This window comes from Rhodococcus sp. 14-2483-1-2, from assembly GCF_002259405.1.
Taxonomy (GTDB): Bacteria; Actinomycetota; Actinomycetes; order Mycobacteriales; family Mycobacteriaceae; genus Rhodococcoides.
In genome coordinates this window covers 391155-409053 of record NZ_NPFW01000021.1, presented here as the reverse complement: position 1 = coordinate 409053, position 17899 = coordinate 391155, and the positions used below count along the sequence as shown (strand labels likewise).

At 66.4% G+C, this 17899-nt stretch carries 17 protein-coding genes; 11 read left to right on the top strand and 6 right to left on the bottom strand.

The genetic code is table 11. The features are described 5' to 3' along the window. Positions 1-27 precede the first annotated feature (27 nt). On the bottom strand, positions 28-459 hold the full coding sequence (mraZ, locus tag CH295_RS20415) for a division/cell wall cluster transcriptional repressor MraZ (protein ID WP_027497352.1): 432 nt from the start codon (positions 457-459) through the stop codon (positions 28-30). Between the two features lie 92 nt (positions 460-551). On the opposite strand from mraZ, the gene CH295_RS20410 reads away from it, so the two are divergent. Then, entirely contained in the window at positions 552-929 is a 378-nt protein-coding gene (locus tag CH295_RS20410) for a hypothetical protein (protein WP_094741759.1), read from the top strand. Between the two features lie 43 nt (positions 930-972). On the opposite strand, the gene CH295_RS20405 is transcribed toward CH295_RS20410, so the two are convergent. Further along, a complete protein-coding gene (locus CH295_RS20405) occupies positions 973-1410 on the bottom strand; it encodes an SCO2097 family morphological protein (RefSeq protein WP_094741855.1) in 438 nt (145 codons plus the stop codon). 227 nt (positions 1411-1637) lie between these two features. Next, complete coding sequence (locus CH295_RS20400; RefSeq protein WP_094741758.1) at positions 1638-2093, bottom strand: SAV_6107 family HEPN domain-containing protein; 456 nt, start codon at positions 2091-2093, stop codon at positions 1638-1640. A gap of 196 nt (positions 2094-2289) precedes the next feature. Here CH295_RS20400 and CH295_RS20395 point away from each other — a divergent pair, with 196 nt between their 5' ends. Genes CH295_RS20395 through CH295_RS20375 form a run of 5 tightly spaced genes read left to right on the top strand, consistent with a single transcriptional unit; the run spans position 2290 to position 7325 of the window. Further along, a complete protein-coding gene (locus CH295_RS20395) occupies positions 2290-2907 on the top strand; it encodes a GNAT family N-acetyltransferase (RefSeq protein WP_037192822.1) in 618 nt (205 codons plus the stop codon). A gap of 4 nt (positions 2908-2911) precedes the next feature. Next, positions 2912-4519 (top strand): phytoene desaturase family protein, encoded by a 1608-nt coding sequence (locus CH295_RS20390; protein ID WP_094741757.1) that lies wholly within the window; start codon positions 2912-2914, stop codon positions 4517-4519. Further along, positions 4516-5376 carry a carotenoid biosynthesis protein gene (locus tag CH295_RS20385; RefSeq protein ID WP_037192825.1) on the top strand — a complete coding sequence of 287 codons (861 nt, stop codon included), beginning with the start codon at positions 4516-4518 and terminating at the stop codon, positions 5374-5376. Before CH295_RS20390 ends, CH295_RS20385 begins: the two co-directional genes overlap by 4 nt. 27 nt (positions 5377-5403) lie before the next feature. Next, positions 5404-6159, top strand: coding sequence for an LppM family (lipo)protein (locus CH295_RS20380; protein WP_196250558.1), 756 nt, complete (start codon positions 5404-5406; stop codon positions 6157-6159). Next, positions 6156-7325 (top strand): glycosyltransferase family 2 protein, encoded by a 1170-nt coding sequence (locus tag CH295_RS20375; RefSeq protein WP_252342115.1) that lies wholly within the window; start codon positions 6156-6158, stop codon positions 7323-7325. Before CH295_RS20380 ends, CH295_RS20375 begins: the two co-directional genes overlap by 4 nt. A gap of 6 nt (positions 7326-7331) precedes the next feature. Here the strand turns inward: CH295_RS20375 and metF are convergent, their stop codons facing one another. Next, on the bottom strand, positions 7332-8258 hold the full coding sequence (metF, locus tag CH295_RS20370; RefSeq protein WP_037192830.1) for a methylenetetrahydrofolate reductase [NAD(P)H]: 927 nt from the start codon (positions 8256-8258) through the stop codon (positions 7332-7334). Between the two features lie 248 nt (positions 8259-8506). On the opposite strand from metF, the gene CH295_RS20365 reads away from it, so the two are divergent. The 4 genes from CH295_RS20365 (at position 8507) to CH295_RS20350 (ending at position 13938) form a co-directional block, all read left to right on the top strand. Continuing rightward, entirely contained in the window at positions 8507-9565 is a 1059-nt protein-coding gene (locus CH295_RS20365) for a polyprenyl synthetase family protein (RefSeq protein WP_094741756.1), read from the top strand. Positions 9566-9576: 11 nt separating this feature from the next. Beyond that, on the top strand, positions 9577-11160 hold the full coding sequence (gene crtI, locus CH295_RS20360; RefSeq protein WP_252342114.1) for a phytoene desaturase family protein: 1584 nt from the start codon (positions 9577-9579) through the stop codon (positions 11158-11160). 157 nt (positions 11161-11317) lie between these two features. Next, positions 11318-12961 carry an alpha-(1->6)-mannopyranosyltransferase A gene (locus CH295_RS20355; protein WP_094741755.1) on the top strand — a complete coding sequence of 548 codons (1644 nt, stop codon included), beginning with the start codon at positions 11318-11320 and terminating at the stop codon, positions 12959-12961. Positions 12962-12972: 11 nt separating this feature from the next. Continuing rightward, entirely contained in the window at positions 12973-13938 is a 966-nt protein-coding gene (locus CH295_RS20350; protein ID WP_037193512.1) for a phytoene/squalene synthase family protein, read from the top strand. Here the strand turns inward: CH295_RS20350 and CH295_RS20345 are convergent. Then, positions 13935-14306, bottom strand: a complete 372-nt coding sequence (locus tag CH295_RS20345; protein ID WP_037192837.1) for an Rv2175c family DNA-binding protein — start codon at positions 14304-14306, stop codon at positions 13935-13937. The two genes, CH295_RS20350 and CH295_RS20345, sit on opposite strands and share 4 nt — an antisense overlap. A gap of 186 nt (positions 14307-14492) precedes the next feature. Here CH295_RS20345 and pknB point away from each other — a divergent pair, with 186 nt between their 5' ends. After that, the gene (pknB, locus tag CH295_RS20340; RefSeq protein ID WP_094741852.1) at positions 14493-16475 is read left to right on the top strand and encodes a Stk1 family PASTA domain-containing Ser/Thr kinase; all 1983 of its coding nucleotides are present in this window, start codon (positions 14493-14495) and stop codon (positions 16473-16475) included. On the opposite strand, the gene CH295_RS20335 is transcribed toward pknB, so the two are convergent. Then, on the bottom strand, positions 16476-17861 hold the full coding sequence (locus CH295_RS20335) for a class II 3-deoxy-7-phosphoheptulonate synthase (protein ID WP_032394396.1): 1386 nt from the start codon (positions 17859-17861) through the stop codon (positions 16476-16478). Positions 17862-17899 lie beyond the last annotated feature (38 nt).

Here is a 17899-nt window from a genome sequence, read left to right as displayed (position 1 = left end):
CTGCACTCGCAGGCGACCTGGTTGGGGCTACAAGATCCCTCCGAGGGACTCGTCGAAAGCGTCGGAGAAGTCCTGCTCGTTCTCAGCGGAGTAGCGCGCCCACGCTTCGTCGTTCCAGATTTCGATGAAGTCCATCGAACCGATCACCACGCAGTTTCGTTCGAGCCCCGCATAGCGGCGATGCTCGGGACTGATGGTGATACGACCCTGTCCGTCCGGCCGCTGTTCGTCGGTTCCCGAAAAGAACTGACGAACGTAGGCACGGGCTTTGGGGTTGGCACGAGAAGCCGCCGTCAATTTCCGTGAGCGCTCTGCGAAGTCCGCCGCGGTGTAGACAGCGAGGCTGAAATCCTGCCCCTTGCTCACCATGACTCCTCCTGCAAGCGCGTCCCGAAACTTGGCCGGCAACGTGAGTCGACCTTTGTCGTCGAGCTTCGGCGTGTAGGTACCGAGAAACACTCGCCACCTCCAGCCTCGACTCTCCGCTGCGGACCACTTTACCCCACTCTCCCCCACTTCGAACCATCCACAGCCGGAAAACTTTGACCGAAATGACATTCATGCAGCTCAGCATGCACAAGATCGGTGTCGTCGGCCGCGACGCCGCAGGCGACATCGCCGGTTCGATTCGGGAGCGACAGCGCTCGAGTCCATCGTTGAAGCCGCCTGACCAGCACCTCGGCATCGGGCGTGGTGAACGAACGCAGATCTCGACCCTCCAGTGGGGCTCGGGTGGGGAGAAGTGGGGACTGTGGGTGAAAGTGGGGGATGTCGGGGAGGCATCCCAGAACTCCCGTGCGCGGGGACGGCCGAGCCGGCCCTCGACGCGAAGCGGAGGGCTACGGGCGATTCGGCGGCGTCCGTCCGAGGGCAGAAACGACAACAGCACCTCACCCGAAGGTGAGATGCTGTTCTACGTTGACGCGTGAAGTTGTGGAGACGAGCCGGTAGCGGTCCGTCGAACCCGGTCGACTACTCCTGCTCGAACCTCTTACGGAACCGATCTTCCATGCGAGAGCTGAAGCTGCCGCCCTTGCGACCACCCTTCGATTTCTGCCCGGTACTACGCCCGGACGGTTCGGCAGCATCGTTGGCTGTGCTGACTTCGTCCTGCGACGCTGCGGCTCCCTTGTTGGAACCGCCGAACAGGAACAGTGCCCCGGCACCGAACATGAACAAAAAACCGATGAGACTGACGACGAGAAAAGCCAGACTGTTCGTCGACAATGCAACACCGGCGACGAGCAACACGAGTCCCACTACGAACAGCGCGGCAGCCTGAAAGCGCCTCCTGCTCGACGCCGCGCGTACGCGACCGCCCCTCACATGAGACGCGAATTTGGGATCCTCGGCGTAGAGAGCGCTCTCGATCTGATCGAGCATGCGCTGCTCGTGCTCGGAGAGTGGCACGGTACCTCCCCCTGCACAGATATTGAAGGTCATTTCGGTTGCGAAACGACGGGAAGCTGACCTTGGCGGCTACCTGCTGTCGATGATACGAGCTGAATCGGCCGCTTACCACCTACTCGGTCGATGTGTTCCTGAGAAACACCGAAGTTTTGGAGACGGACGTCCCGAAAACTCCGAGCGAACACCGTATGACGTGGCGATTGTCACCCGGCGTCCAGCTCGGTGAGCTACGCCGACAAGGGTGCAGTCATCGGATCGACGGACGCGAATCGAGCCTGCCCGCCGAGTCGATCCTCGACCGAGTTCAGAAAACGACCGACGTGCCGATGAAAATCGTCGGCATCGAGATCGGCGATCGTGCTCGACGCGCCGGCCTCGACCGCGGCCCGCGTGGCCGAGAAGGACGCGAAATAGTCGGCCCAGACAGCGAGATCCGGTGCCGCCTTGGCCATCAGCACCCATGCACTGCGTGAACGGGGACGTGCTCCGATCGAATTCGGCAGCGACGCCAGCACAGCTGCCGCACCTTTCAACGCGGCGGCGTAGCTCCCGAGAAATCGATCTCCGGCATCGCTCTCCCCGATGGACTCGGACAGCAGGGCATCGGCTCGACCCAGCAGAACCTGAGCCTGACGCGACACCGGCGACCGCACTCCGGCATCGAATGCCTTCGTGATCGTCATACTCGAACACCTCCAGTTCGAATCTCCGGCGCGTACCTGACGCGGCCGGAACCGTGGCGAAGCCTTACAGTCGAACTCCGGAGAATCCGTCTCGACGATCCGAGCCGAAGCCACCGGCGCACTCGGCCCCGATTGTCGAACACCCGTTCGACACATTCAATATAGCTGTGCCCACCGACAAGTTGCCGAAGAAAGGTTGAGAACAGTCGTCACCGATGCGCAGACAACGCCGTACCTGGTCGATCTGACGCCCCCGGAATTCCGCCAGCGGCTGTTCGAGGCACTGTCCATCTACGTCGAGGCCATGGGCTATCCGCGTGGAACCGAACAGAGCAGGGCACCGATGTGGAGCGAACATCTGCACCGGCCGGGCTGGCGAGCAGTCGGTGCACTGCTCCCGAACACCGACCCGAACCAGCCGGATTCGCTGGTGGCCGTCGCATACGGCTACCACGGTGCCGCGCACCAGTGGTGGCATCAGCAGGTGCGCGACGGCTTGCGGCGCACGGGGCATTCCCCGCACAGTGTCGAGGCCACGCTCGACGATTACTTCGAACTCACCGAGTTGCACGTCCTCCCGAGCGCCCAGGGCCACGGGCTCGGCGGACGACTGTGCAGCCGACTGCTGGGCGGCGTCTCCGCGGACAACGTGATGTTGTCCACACCGGAGGTCGCGGGAGAGGACAACCGAGCCTGGCGGCTGTACCGGCGGCTCGGGTTCGAAGACGTGCTGCGCGACTTCACCTTCGCCGGCGACCGACGCCCCTTCGCAGTCCTGGGCCGCCGGTTGCCTCTCGACGGGCCAGTAGCCTGAAGGCGTGATCGATGCTGTGGTGGTGGGCTCCGGCCACAATGCCCTGACCTCTGCCTGTTATCTGACCGATGCCGGTATGTCGGTGGAGGTTCTCGAGCGCGACACCATCGCGGGCGGCGCGGTCTCGACGGTGGAACGCTTTCCCGGCCACCGTGTCGACCGCGGTTCGTCGGCGCACATCATGATTCGTCACACCGGCATCATCGAGGAGCTCGGACTCGCCGAGTTCGGACTGCGCTACATCGACTGCGATCCCTGGGCCTTCGCGCCGGGAGCTGTCGACACCGACGAACGCGGCATCGTCTTCCATCGCGACCTCGACCGAACCTGCGACTCCATCGCCGCCGCCTGCGGCGCAGCCGACGCGCGCGCCTACCGCACCTTCGTCTCCGTCTGGGGCCCTCGCAGCGAACGCACCATGCGTGCCTTCGGTGGGCCACCGACCGGCCCGAAACTGCTCCGATCCTTCTGGGGCCTCGGCGCGCCCGACGGCGGCAGCATGCTCTCGCGTGAATTTCTCGCCACCGGCGATTCCCTGCTGGACGAGATGTTCTCGAGCGAACGACTCAAGGCTGCCCTCGCGTGGTTCGGCGCGCAGTCGGGTCCGCCGATGTCCGAGCCGGGCACCGCACCGATGGTCGGATTCGCTGCCCTCATGCACACCCTTCCGCCGGGCCGCGCGGTCGGCGGCAGCGGCGCACTGACCGAGGCGATGATCGCTCGGCTGCAGCGCGACGGTGCCGAACTGACACTCGGCGACGCCGTGACCTCGCTCGTACGCCGGCCACACGGCTGGACCACCAGGACCGCGTCGGGACGGGAGATCGACAGTCGTGTAGTCGTGGCCGGCTGCCACATCGTGACCACCCTCGACCTCCTCGAAGCAGGCGGACACGACTCGGCGCAGATCGCCCGGTGGCGCAGCACGATTCGGGTGGGGCCCGGGATCGGTACCGCGGTCAGACTGGCCACCGACGCCCTACCCGCGTACCCGAGTGCAGACCGGATCGAGGACGGCACCCACGGTCTGGCGCTGCTGGTACGCGACCGCAGCCAGTTGCGGTTGGCGCACGGGCACGCGCTCGCCGGCGACCTGCCGCCCACCCCGGCCGTCCTGGGAATGTCGTTCAGCGCACTCGATCCCACCATCGCGCCGCCGGGACAGCACCAGATCTCACTGTGGTCGCAGTGGCATCCCCACACCCTCGCCGACGGCAGACAATGGCGATCGAACGTTCCGGGCGAGCGCTCGTTGGCCGAGTTCGAGGCGGACCGGATCGTGGCCGAACTGGACCGGTACGCACCCGGTTTCGCGGGATCGGTGTTGGATCGGTTCGTTCAATCGCCGCCGGACATCGAGCGCGAGCTCGGTCTGATCGGAGGCAACATCATGCACCTGGACATGTCGTTGGACCAGATGATGATGTGGCGACCACACCCTCAACTGGCCGGACATCGGGTCCCCGGTGCCGACGGGCTCTATCTCACCGGCGCATCGACCCACCCCGGCGGAGGGGTCACTGCGGCCAGTGGTCGGTCGGCGGCGCGAATCGCGATCGCCGACGCCCGCGCAGCCCGCCGTCGCACGTTCTTCGGAAGGAAACGGGAATGAAGGTTGTGCCGATCGTCGTGGCTGCCGCCGCTGTCGGCTGCCAAATCGTCTATCCACTGGTATCGGGATCGACAAGGGACGTGGTGACGGTGGCGGTGGTGGCCCTGCTCGCGCTCGCGTCGATCCTGCACGCGGCGCTGAACCGCGGCGTCGTGTGGGCCACCATTCTCGTCGTCGTGACCGCAGGTACCGGGTTCGCGTCCGAGCTCGTCGGCACGGCAACCGGCATCCCGTTCGGCGAGTACTTCTACGCGCAGAATCGATTGGGCCCGAGCCTGTTCGAGGTGCCGGTCGTGGTTCCCTTGGCGTGGACGGCCGGGTTCTACCCGATCTGGTGCGCCGTGACCTTCGTCGTTCGCCGTCTCGACACGACGCAGGCGCGCGCCACCGCACTCCGAATCGTGGCAGTGGCGGTGGGGATGGTCGGCTGGGACCTCTACCTCGATCCTCAGATGGTCACCGACGGACAGTGGACCTGGACCGCCGGTTCCGTCGGGCTGCCCGGAGTGCCGTCGATTCCGCTGACCAATTACCTCGGCTGGCTGGTGGTGGCCACGCTGATGGCTGCGGTGATGGAATCGCTCGACCGCGCCGTCGGTCGCCCACAGCCATCCGACGACACGGTGCCCATCGGGTTGTTCCTGTGGACGTGGCTCGGATCGGCGCTCGCGCACGCGGTGTTCCTCGACGGTCCGGAACTTCGGTACTCGGCGGTGTACGGGTTCGTCGTCATGGGCGTCGTCGGTATCCCGCTGTTGTGGAATGTCCGTCTGTCATGGAATGCCCGTCGCGGTCGACCACTCGGGTCCGAGCCGCGTGCGACGGTCGATCGCTCCGGTACCGACACGCCTCGCTGACAACCCCTGCCGACTGACATCACCTCGATGCCCTGGCACGATGTCGCTGTGCAGTCGACATCGCGAACATCTCATCGAACCCACCGCCGCCGTGTTCTCTCGGTGGTCGCACTGGCGCTGCTGGTCGCGCCGATGCTGGCCGGTTGCCTGCGCGTGCAGGTCACGATGGGCGTGTCGGCGAACGACCGCGTCGCGGGTCAGATCGTGGCTGCCACAGTGCCGACATCGGACTCCGACACCGGTCCCGAACTGGTGGTTCCCTCCTCGATCGAGGACAAGGTTCGCGTCGAGCCGTACAGCCAGGACGGATACGTCGGGTCGCAGGCCATCTTCGACGATCTCTCGTTCGGCGACGTGCAGACCCTCGGCTCGATCTTCCAGAACGCGGCCGGTTCGTTCCAGCTGACGCTGCAGCGCTCCGGTGACACCGTCACTCTGGCAGGCAACGCCGATCTGTCCTCCGTTCCGGCTCAGGGTTCGGACGTACAGTTCACCATCGCGTTCCCGGCCCGCATCGGCACCACCAACGGCACCCGCGAGAGCGACAACTCGATTTCGTGGAAGTTGCCGGCAGGAGAGGTCACCTCGATGCGCGCCGAGGTCAATTATCCCGATCCCAACACCCGAAGCTTCGCCGGCTGGGCCGGCATCGTGGGCGGCGTGACCGTCGGCGTCGCGGCCATCGTCGGGGCCATGGCGTGGGTCTCGCGCAATCCACCGCTGCGGGTCCGCGGGTCGCGCGGTACCGAGTCCGGAAGCTCCACCGACAGAACGTCTGCGTGAAGGACGGCTTGCTCGCGCGCACGACGGCGACCGCAAGCGTTCTCGCAACGGCGTCGGCCGCGGTGTCCGTGTTCAACTCGCGGTTCATGCCGAGCCTGCGCTCCCCGAAGCAGGCCGTCACCGAGCGCGTCGTGGTCTGCATTCCCGCCCGTAACGAGGTCGCGACGCTGCCTGCGCTGATCGGCGATCTCGCGCGGCAACGATCGTGCACGGATCTGCGAGTCATCGTTCTCGACGACGACTCGACCGACGGAACGGCGGCCGCTGCCCGTGCGGCTGCGGACGGCGATCCGAGGATTCGCATCGTGACCTCCGGTGTCGCTCCCCCGGCCGGCTGGACCGGCAAGGCAGCTGCGTGCGCCGAACTCGCGAGGCTGGCCGACGAGGACGACCCGATGACGTCGCTGATCGTGTTCGTCGATGCCGATGTGCGACTCGAACCGGAGGCCGTGGCGGCAGCCGCCCGGATGCTGCGAAGGCGCGGCGCTTCACTGCTGTGCCCGTGGCCGGAGCAACTGGCCGAGAGCACCGTCGAGCGACTCGTCCAGCCGTTGCTCGCATGGTCGTGGATGTCCACGCTCCCCGTCCCTCTGGGCAACGCGACGCTCGCACCGTCGATGGCGGTCGCCTGCGGGCAGTTCATGGCCTTCGATGCCGCCGCCTATCGCGCCATCGGGGGCCACGGCTGCGTCGCCGCGAGCGCGACCGAGGACCTCGATCTGGCACGTGCTCTGCGTCGGCGTGGATTCTCGACGGCGGTGGCGTCGGGTGCGGGGTTCGTCCGCTGCCGGATGTATCGATCGGCGGCAGAACTTCGATCCGGCTACAGCAGGTGGCTGTGGAACGAGTTCGGTGGACCGGCAGGTTCGGCTGCGGCTGCCCTGGCACTGACCGCCGTGTACGTGTTGCCCCCGATCACGGCGCTCACGTCCTCGGGTCGCGCGCGTCGCCTCGGATTCGCCGGGTACCTCGCCGGAACGGTGTCTCGGTTGTCGACCCGGCGGCGCGAGGTGGGGTCGCGGTTCGGGGTGGGCGACGCACTCGACGCGGCACTGCACCCGGTGTCGATTCTCGCGTTCGTCGGACTCGTCGCGGAATCCCACGTGCGCAGGCGTCGTGGCGCGCTGTCGTGGAAGTCGCGCCCGATGCCCGCGCCGCAGCCCTGACCCGTCTCACACTCGCGCGGCCGCAAGCCCCAGGTTGCTCAGCACCTCACGCGTCGCGCGCGCGAAGTTCAGGGTGATGAAGTGCAATCCGGGCGCGCCCTCGGAGATCAGGCGCTCACCGATGTTCGTGGCGAGTTCGATGCCCACCTCGCGGACGGCGGCGCGGTCCTCCTCAGGACCGGATCCGGCGGCGCGAGTGAACTTCTCGTCCAGGTGCGACGGGAGCGTCGTGCCCGAGAGCTCGAGCATCCGACGAACCGACCGAAGCGAGGTGATGGGCATGATCTCGGGAATGATCGGTTTGGCACCCTGCTCGGCGTCGAACGCGCACACGCGATCCCGTAGGCGCAGGTAGTCGTCCACATCGAAGAACATCTGGGTGATCGAGTACTCCGCACCCGCCCGCAACTTGCCGACCAGGCAGCGAGTGTCCTGCTCGAGGTCGGCAGCACGGTGGTGCCCTTCGGGGAACGACGCAACGCCGACGTGGAAGTCGCCGAGATCGCGTACCAGCCGGACGAGCTCCTCCGCGTACTCGACTCCGTCCGGATGCTTCTCCCAGTCACCGAGTGGATCTCCGGGGGGATCTCCGCGCAGTACGAGAATGTTGGTGATGCCGCGGTCCGCGTAGGACCCGACCATCGATCGCAACTCGTCCACGCTGTGCGAGACAGCAGTGAGATGAGCCACAGGAAGCAGGGTGGTCTCCTCGGCGATCTGCCCGGTGACGCGCACCGTGCGATCGCGGGTCGAACCGCCTGCGCCGTAGGTCATCGACACGAATGCCGGCTGAAGTTGTTCGAACTCACGAACCGCCCGCCACAGCCTGGCCTCGGCGGCCTCGTCTCGTGGAGGCGAGAACTCCACCGAGAACGGGATCCTGGCCTCGGGTTCTGTCCGTAGTCGGTCGACGATGGACGGTGTCCTCGTCACGAATCCTCGACTCGACCGCCCCCTGACGGAATCTTCGCTCACCCGAAGATCATAGGTTGCGCCCCAACGAAGCCCGTCGGGCCTCCCTGACGAAAGATGTTCGCTGCACGTCGGTCCAGGGCTTGCACGGCCATTACTGTGGGATTCAGAATTCATGCAATCCACAGCAACCTTGGAGGATCGTCCTGTCCGGAGACTTTTCTTCGCCCGTAGTCGACACACCCGCCGCCGCGAACGACCCCAAGGCGATGCGCACGGCCGTCGATGCGACCCTCGCCGAGTTCTTCGCCTCACGCCGAGGTGTAGTCGACACCGTGGGCGGCGGCTATCCCGCTGCGGTGGCCGATCTCGAGGCGTTCGTGCTTCGTGGCGGCAAGCGCATGCGCCCCGCGTTCGCCTGGACCGCGTGGCTCGGTGCAGGCGGTGAATCCACCGGTGCCCGTGCGGAGGCAGTGCTGCGGGCGTGTTCGGCTCTCGAACTGATCCAGGCCTGCGCCCTGATCCACGACGACATCATCGACTCCTCCAGCACGCGACGTGGTTTCCCTACGGTGCATGTCGGCTTCGCCCAGCGCCACCGGGACGCGGGCTGGTCCGGTGCCGCGGACCATTTCGGTGAATCGGCAGCCATCCTCGTCGGCGATCTCGCCCTGTGCTGGGCCGATGATCTACTGCGCGAGTCCGGTATCGACGCCGATGCCGCGCGGCGAGTCCAGCCGGTGTGGTCGGCGATGCGCACCGAGGTTCTCGGCGGCCAGTTGCTCGACATCGAAGCCGAGGCAGGCACCGACGAGAGTGTCGAGGCTGCGATGCGCGTCAACCGCTACAAGACCGCTGCGTACACCGTCGAGCGGCCGCTGCATCTGGGCGCAGCTCTCGCCGATGCCGACGAGAACCTGATCTCGGCCTACCGCAACTTCGGTGCAGACATCGGAATCGCGTTCCAGCTGCGCGACGACCTCCTGGGAGTGTTCGGTGATCCCGAGGTGACCGGCAAACCGTCGGGCGACGACATCACCGAGGGCAAACGCACCGTGCTGATCGCGTTGGCACTGCAGAAGGCGGACGAGACCCGGCCGGATCGTGCAGCCACGATCAGAGCCAGCCTCGGAACCGAACTCGACGCGAACGAAGTGGCCGACATCCGTTCCATTCTCGTCGAACTCGGCGCAGTGGATGCGGTCGAGAAGCAGATCGACGAGCTCGGGACCCGGGCGGTCGCAGCCCTCGACAACAGTTCGATCGAACCGGTCGCTGCGGCGCACCTACGCGCCATGGCAACCGCCGCCATTCAACGGCAGTACTGAAAGAGAGCGTCATGTCTTCGATCCGCACGGTCTCCGGCACCACCGACACCGTCGTCGTCGTGGGAGCGGGATTGGCCGGTCTGGCCGCCGGTCTGCATCTGCTGGGAGCAGGCAGGAAAGTCACCATCGTCGAGCGTGACGAGACCGTGGGCGGCCGAGTCGGGGTGTACCCGGTATCGGACGCCGACGGATCGCACCTGTACGACATCGACAACGGTGCGAGCGTGCTGACGATGCCGAACCTGGTGCTCGAGGCGCTCGCCGCCGTGGGTGCGGACTTCGAGTCGACCACGCCGCCGATTCGGCTGACCACACTGTCGCCGTCCTATCACACGCGCTACGCCGACGGCACGTCCATCGACGTCTACTCCGATCCCGAAGCCATGGCGGCCGAGGTGGAACGCACCTGCGGCCCCGCCGAGGCGCAGGGATATCGCGAACTGCGGCGCTGGCTCGCCGACATCTTCGACGCCGAGTTCGACCGCTTCATCGACTCGAACTTCGATTCACCGCTCGATCTCGTGGGATCGAAGGCTGCGATCTCCGACACCGCGACGCTCACCAAGCTGGGCGGCTTCGGCCGTCTCGGGCCCCGCGTCGACAAGTTCCTGAAGGACACCCGCCTACGCCGCGTGTTCACGTTCCAGGCGCTCTACGCAGGGATGGCACCCCAGAAGGCCCTCGCGGTCTACGGAGCGATCGCACACATGGACACCTCACTCGGGGTGTTCTTCCCCGAAGGCGGCATGGCGGCCATCGCCAAGGCCATGGCCGACGCGTTCGTCACCGCAGGCGGCACGCTCGAACTCGGCACCGAGATCGTCGACATCACCGTCGACCGAGGTCGTGCCGACTCCGTCGTCACCGCAGCCGGCAGTCGAATCGCCTGCGACGCACTCGTTCTCACTGCCGACCTGCCCGTGGTCGATCGACTGCTCGACCGAGCGTCGGTGTCCAAGAAGGGCCGACGGAACGGATACGGCGTGGTGTCACCGTCGGCGGTCGTCGCGCACGGAACCGTTCCCGTCGAGCTGACGGCGACGTGGCCGGCCCGCGCGCACCACACCATCGACTTCGGCGACGAATGGGCCGAGACCTTCCGCCGCATCACCGCACGATCGGGCAAGGGATCCCTGATGGCCGATCCGTCCCTGCTCATCACCCGACCGTCGGTGAGCGATCCCGATCTCGAAGTGGTGCGTGGCGGAGTGCGCAGCGAGCCGGTGTCGATCCTTGCACCGTGCCCCAACCTCGACAGTGCTCCACTGCCGTGGGGCGAGCTGGCGCAGCCGTACCTCACCGAGATCCTGACGACGCTGGAAGCTCGGGGATACAAAGGTCTGCTCGACGGCTTCACGCTCGATCACATCGACACACCCGAGACCTGGGCGCAGAAGGGCATGATCGAGGGCTCTCCGTTCTCGTCCGCCCACGTGTTCAGGCAGACCGGGCCGTTCCGACGCAAGAACATGGTCGCCGGGCTCGACAACGTGGTCCTCGCAGGCTCGGGCACCACGCCGGGAGTGGGCGTTCCCACGGTTCTGGTGTCCGGAAAGCTCGCCGCAGAGCGGGTGACGGGGCCCACCGGACGGTAGGTTCGTTCGATTCACTGCGTCGACCAACTAAGCTGAGCGCGATCGTTTGCCGGTCGCGCTCATTGCTGCGACCATGATCGTTCGGTGATCGGCGTGAACCATCGTCCGGCGTACAGATCTCGACCCACAACTCGTTGCAGAGGAGGAGCAGGCGGCAATGTCTTCGATCTCGTCGCACTCCACCTCCGAGGATCGATCGTCGGACGGCGGCCCCCCGCCCTCGGCTTCGCGACGACCGTCCAGACTGACCGCAACGGGCAATTTCCTGCGCAGTCCCGAGGGCAAAGCCGCACTGCTCGGTGTGGTCGGTGCCGTCTGCATCGTGTTCGGTGGATTCGGCGCGGGCAGTGTGCGCCGACGCGATCCGTTGCTCGAGGAGATGCACCTGTCGTGGCTGCGATTCGGTCACGGATTCGTACTCTCGACCATCATCGTGTGGGTCGGCGTCCTGCTGATGATCACCGCATGGGTTCGGCTCGGCCGCGCGACCCTGCACGGCCGCACCACCGTGGGCGAACTGCGCTGGGTCGTCCCGGCATGGACCGCACCGCTGCTGCTGTCGGTGCCGATGTTCAGCCGCGATGCGTATTCCTACCTGGCGCAGGGCGCACTGCTCCGCGACGGATTCGACCCGTATGCCGTTGGACCCGTTGCCAATCCAGGAGTTCTACTCGACAACGTCAGCAATGTCTGGACCACCACCACTGCGCCCTACGGCCCGTTGTTCCTACTGCTCGGTCGCGGAATCACCAGCCTGACCGGTGACAACGTCATCGCCGGAACCATGCTGCTGCGCCTGACGATGCTGCCCGGTCTGGCACTGATGATGTGGGCGGTTCCGCGGCTGGCGAAGCACCTCGGCGGCCGAGCGACCACCGCGGTGTGGCTCGCCGTCCTCAACCCTCTGGTGCTGATCCACCTGATCGGCGGAGTGCACAACGAGTTGCTCATGGTCGGCCTGATGACCGCGGGGATCGTGCTGACGCTCGAGCACAAGCACGTGGGCGGCATCGCACTGGTCGCGATCGCGGTGGCGATCAAGGCCACAGCAGGCCTGGCGCTGCCTTTCCTGGTGTGGATCTGGATGATCCATCTGCGCGAGAAGGCGCGGGCGGAGGGCCGAACGCCGATGGCGCCCGGCCTGGCATTCGTCAAGACCGCAGGAATCGGAGCCGCCGTCTTTATCGCCGTGTTCGCCGTGGCATCGGTGATCGCCGGAGTCGGAATCGGTTGGCTGACCGCTCTTTCCGGATCGGCCAAGATCATCAACTGGCTCTCGCTCCCCACGATCCTGGCGCACCTGGTGACCGTCAGCACATCATGGTTCCTCGATCTGCGCCTCGGACCCGTTCTCGACGTCACCCGTCTGCTGTGCGCGATCGCACTGGTGGTCGTTCTCGCGGTGGCCTGGTGGTTGGGTCGCAGATCAGAACGCGATGCGGTCAAGGGCATCCTGATCGCCCTGGTGGCCACCGTCGTCCTCTCCCCCGCAGCCCTGCCCTGGTACTACTCGTGGCCGTTGGCGATCGCCGCAGGCTTCGCACTCTCGCGCACGACCCTGATGATCCTGACGGGTCTGTCGACGTGGCTCATGCTCGTCTTCCAACCCGATGGATCGATCGGCCTGTACACCTTCGGGCACGTCGCACTGGCGATCTTCGCCGCGGTCGTCGCGGCTCTGGCCCTGACGCGCGTCGATCCGCTGCGTTTACGATCGGACCGATCCAGGGAACACCGTGCCGTGCCGAACGCGCCCAGGACCCCAGCAACGGAACCGACCGGAGACGAATCCACATCATGAAGGCCCGCGTGATGAAAGAACTGGACGGTATCGATCCGGAGCTGCACGAGGCATACCGCATCTGTCGCGAACTCAACGCCCAGCACGGCAAGACGTACTTCCTCGCCACGCGCCTGCTCCCCACCGACAAGCGCGCAGGCGTGCATGCGCTGTACGGGTTCGCCCGGATGGTCGACGACATCGTCGACCTCGAGGGCACCGACATCGCCGTGGGGTCGGACGAGCTCAACGCCCGTCGCATCGTCGAACTCGACGTGATCGAATCCCGGGTGCGCGACGCGTTGGCGGGAAAACCGTTGTCCGACAGCGTGTCCGATCGAGTGTTGAGCGCGTTGTGCGACACCGTGGCGCGCTACGACATTCCGCACGACTATTTCTTCGCGTTCATGCACTCGATGCGCATGGACATTCCGGGAAGCCCGATGTTCGTCTCCCGCTACCGCACGATGGAGCAGTTGCGCGAGTACATGTACGGCTCCGCTGCGGTCATCGGACTGCAGATGTTGCCGATCCTGGGAACCGTCGTCGAGCGGTCGGAGGCCGAGCCGCCCGCCGCAGCCCTCGGCGAGGCGTTCCAGCTCACCAACTTCATCCGAGACATGGGTGAGGACCTCGATCGCGACCGCATCTACCTGCCCACCGACGAACTCGCGGCGTTCGGCGTCGACGAAGAACTTCTTCGATGGTGCCGCACCACGGGAAATGTCGATGCCAGGGTCACCCGCGCTCTCGCGCACCTGATCGCCGTCACCCGCTCGATCTACCGCACGTCCGATGCGGGCATCGAGATGCTGGATCCGCGAGTGCGACCGTCGATGCGCACGGCGTCGATCCTGTACGGCCGCATCCTCGCAGAGGTCGAGTCACAGGGCTACCGCGTGCTCTCCCAACGCGCGACGGTGCCGCAGTTGACCCGAGCGCGCATCGCGCTTCCGCAGTTCGCCGTCACCGGCTGGAAGCGCGCAACGGTTCGCTAGAAGGCCATCGCCTGTGCGCGTCTGATCACTTCGCGCATCAGGTCGCCGTGCAGAGCGGCGACAGGTGCACCGGGCAGGCTCTCGTCCTCGGTGAACAGCCACCGCAGGATTTCCTCGTCCTCGTAACCGCCGTCGTGCAGCACGGCCAGCAGACCGGGAAGCCCCTTGACGATGGTGCCCTTGCTCGCGTCGAGGAACTGCTCCGGCACACCGGGCACGCGCGAACGCTTCAGGGCGAGCAACTGGCGATCTCGGACGAGCTGTTCGACGCGGGTCTTGGGGATGTCGAGGATCTTCGCGACATCGGCGAACTGCAGCAAAGACACCGACGGATCGAGCACGTCGTCGGCATAGGGAATGGCACTCACGCAGGTAACGTTAACGGGTCCGGCGTCCAGACTTCAAAAGCGCAGAATCCGGGTCGGTCGGGACCGAGGACACGATCCACGATCGTCGGTCGGCATCTCCGGCACCGATACGATCGACTTCAGCATCCGGCACCGAAAGCCGGAAATCAATGGACGACGAGGGGAGGTTCGGTGATACCGGGTTCGATGCTCGATCGTCGATACCGAATAGACGCACCGATCGCGCGCGGCGGTATGTCGACGGTCTACCGCGGACTCGACACCAGGCTCGACCGCCCCGTCGCGGTGAAGATCATGGATCCGAAGTTCGCCGAGGACCCGCAGTTCGTCCAGCGCTTCGAGTTCGAGGCTCGGGCCGTGGCCAGGCTCAGTCACCCCGGCCTCGTCGCCGTCTACGACCACGGGCGCGACGGCGAACACGCCTTCCTCGTCATGGAACTCGTCGAGGGCGGAACTCTGCGTGAACTACTGCGCGAGCGTGGACCGATGCCCCCGCACGCTGCAGCGGCCGTCATCCGACCGGTTCTCGACGCGCTCGCAGTGGCCCACCGAGCCGGTCTGGTGCACCGCGACATCAAGCCCGAGAACATTCTGATCAGCGACGACGGCGACGTGAAGATCGCCGACTTCGGACTCGTCCGAGCCATCGCAGCCTCCACCGTGACGTCGAGCAGTGTGATTCTGGGCACCGCCGCGTACCTGTCTCCCGAGCAGGTCACCACCGGCTCCGCGTCCGCGAGCAGCGACGTCTATGGCGTCGGCGTCGTGTTGTTCGAGCTACTGACCGGACGCACACCGTTCACCGGCGATACCTCACTGTCCATCGCCTACCAGCGCATCGACAACGACGTACCGCTCCCCTCCACTCTCATCGCGGGCGTACCCCCGCAATTCGACGAGGTGGTCCAACGCGCCACCGTTCGCGCCCCGGAACACCGGTACCGCAATGCCGACGACATGGCCCGCGCTCTGCGCGCTGCCGCGTCGGCGCTCGCGCTGCCCGAGTACCGAGTGCCCGCGCCCAAGCGCTCGGCCGAACATCTGAGCTCGGCCGCAGCCGGCGCACCGACGACGGTCGCAGGCGGCCGTCCACCGGCCGCTCGCACCCAGGTCGTGGACAATTCTCCGCCCCAGCCCCCTCGAGACGGGGTGCAGCACACCCGAGTGGTCACCTCGCCCACGTCCCGAGGCATCGACGACGGCTCCGACATCACCGATCCGCCGCCCGCCGGGCCACCCCCGACCGGCAGACGGCACTACGAGTTCCCCGATTTCGACGCCGATCGCCAACGCTCGCGCCGAGCGATCGTCGTCTGGCTGCTCGTTGTCGCCCTGCTCGCCGTACTGGTCGGCTTCGGCGGATGGTGGATGGGCTCTGGTCGTTACACCGCAGTCCCGATGGTGGACGGGCTCGACACCACCGGTGCCACGAGCGCCGTGGAAGCCGCCGGTCTCGAGTCGGCTGTGCGCGGAACGTACTCCGACTCGGTGGACACCGACCTTCTCATCGGCACCGATCCCACCGGCGGATCGCGAATCGCCAAGGGCGACACGGTGTTTCTGTTGGTGTCGCTGGGCCGCCCCACCGTTCCCTCCATCGACACGGACGCAACCGTCGACGACATGGAACAACAGCTGCGAGACCGGACGTTCACGCCCGTCGACGGCGGCGAGGCCTTCAGCACGTCCGCTCCGATCGGCGGGGTCGCTGCACTGGACCCACCGCCCGGCACCGTGCTGACGACGGGAAGCTCGGTCACGGTGCTGCGCAGCAAGGGGGCACCGCCGGTCGAGGTACCCGACGTACGCGGGCAGAGCGTCGACCAGGCCCGAACGACGCTGGAATCGGTGGGCATCACCGTCGGCGAGGTTCGCGAGACCTTCGACGAGGACACCGATGGCGGCAAGGCGATCGCAACCACACCGGAGGCCGGTCAGACTGTGAGGTCCGGGTCCACCGCGGTGCTCGAGGTGTCCAACGCCGTCACCGTGCCGTCGTTGCTGGGTCGGTCGGTCGGCTCGGCCCGGAGCACGCTCGAGACGTTGGGCCTGACGATCGACGTCCGTCAGGTGGTGGACACCGACGGGTCTCTGGTCATCACCCAGAGCCCCGGAGCCGGTTCTCGGGTGGAACCGGGCTCCGAGGTCATGGTCGTGTCGCTGCCCTGATCAGTCGCGGAGCATCTCGGCGACGAGGAACGCCAGCTCGATGCTCTGCTGCGTGTTCAGACGCGGGTCGCAGGCGGTCTCGTAGCGGCCTGCGAGGTCGAGGTCCGAGATGTCCTGGGCACCGCCGAGGCACTCGGTGACGTTGTCGCCGGTCAGTTCGACGTGAATTCCGCCCGGATGCGTTCCGAGGCCGTTGTGCACCTCGAAGAATCCCTGCACCTCGTCGACGATGCGGTCGAAGTGACGCGTCTTGTAGCCGGTCGAGGCCTCGTGCGTGTTGCCGTGCATCGGATCGCACTGCCAGATGACCTGGTGGCCGGTGGCCTGCACCTTCTCGATGATGGCGGGCAGGATGTCGCGCACCTTGCCGTTGCCCATGCGCGAGATCAGCGTCAGACGTCCCGGCTTGTTGGTCGGGTCGAGGCGCTCCACGTACTCGACGGCCATCTCGGGCGTGGTCGTGGGCCCGATCTTGAGACCGATCGGGTTGGAGATCAGCTCGGCCAGCGCGATGTGCGCCCCGTCGAGTTGGCGGGTGCGGTCGCCGATCCACAGGAAGTGTGCGGACAGGTCGTACAGCTTGGGGTGATCGTCGGTGTTGTCCAGGCGCAGCATCGCGCGCTCGTAGTCGAGAACGAGTGCTTCGTGGCTGGCGAAGATCTGCGCGGTGTGCAGGTTGGGGTCCGAGACGCCGCAGGCATCCATGAAGCGCAGTCCGCGATCGATCTCCCCCGCGAGCGCCTCGTAGCGGGCACCGGCGGGCGACTGGGCGACGAACTCGCGGTTCCAGTCGTGCACCTTGTGCAGATCCGCCATGCCTGCACCGGTGAGTGCGCGGACCAGATTCATCGCTGCACTCGCGTTGGCGTAGGCGCGCACCAGTCGCGACGGATCGTGGCCGCGGACGCTCTCGTCGGCGACGAGAGAGTTGATCATGTCGCCGCGGTAGGACTGCAGACCGAGCGCGTCGATGTTCGACGAACGCGGCTTGGCGTACTGCCCCGCGATGCGGGCGACCTTGACCACCGGCATGCTCGCGCCGTAGGTGAGCACCACCGCCATCTGCAGCAGCGTGCGGATGTTGCCCTTGATGTGCGGCTCGGTGTTGTCGACGAAGGTCTCGGCGCAATCACCACCCTGCAGCAGGAAGGCCTCACCGCGAGCGACGGCGGCGAGCTTGTCCGACAACGCCTCCACCTCACCGGCGACGGTGATCGGGGGAACGCTCTCGAGCACCTTGCGCATGTCGGCAGCATGCTCGGGATCCCACTGCGGTTGCTGCGCAGCCGGCTTGGCCAACGCATCGTCCAATCGAGAGCGCAGCGTCGGTGACAACGGCGGCAGGTCGGGCAAGCGATCGATGGGTACGTCGACAGTCCAGTTCACCGCTACAGGATATTCGCACCGCCGAAGCCGCAGGACAA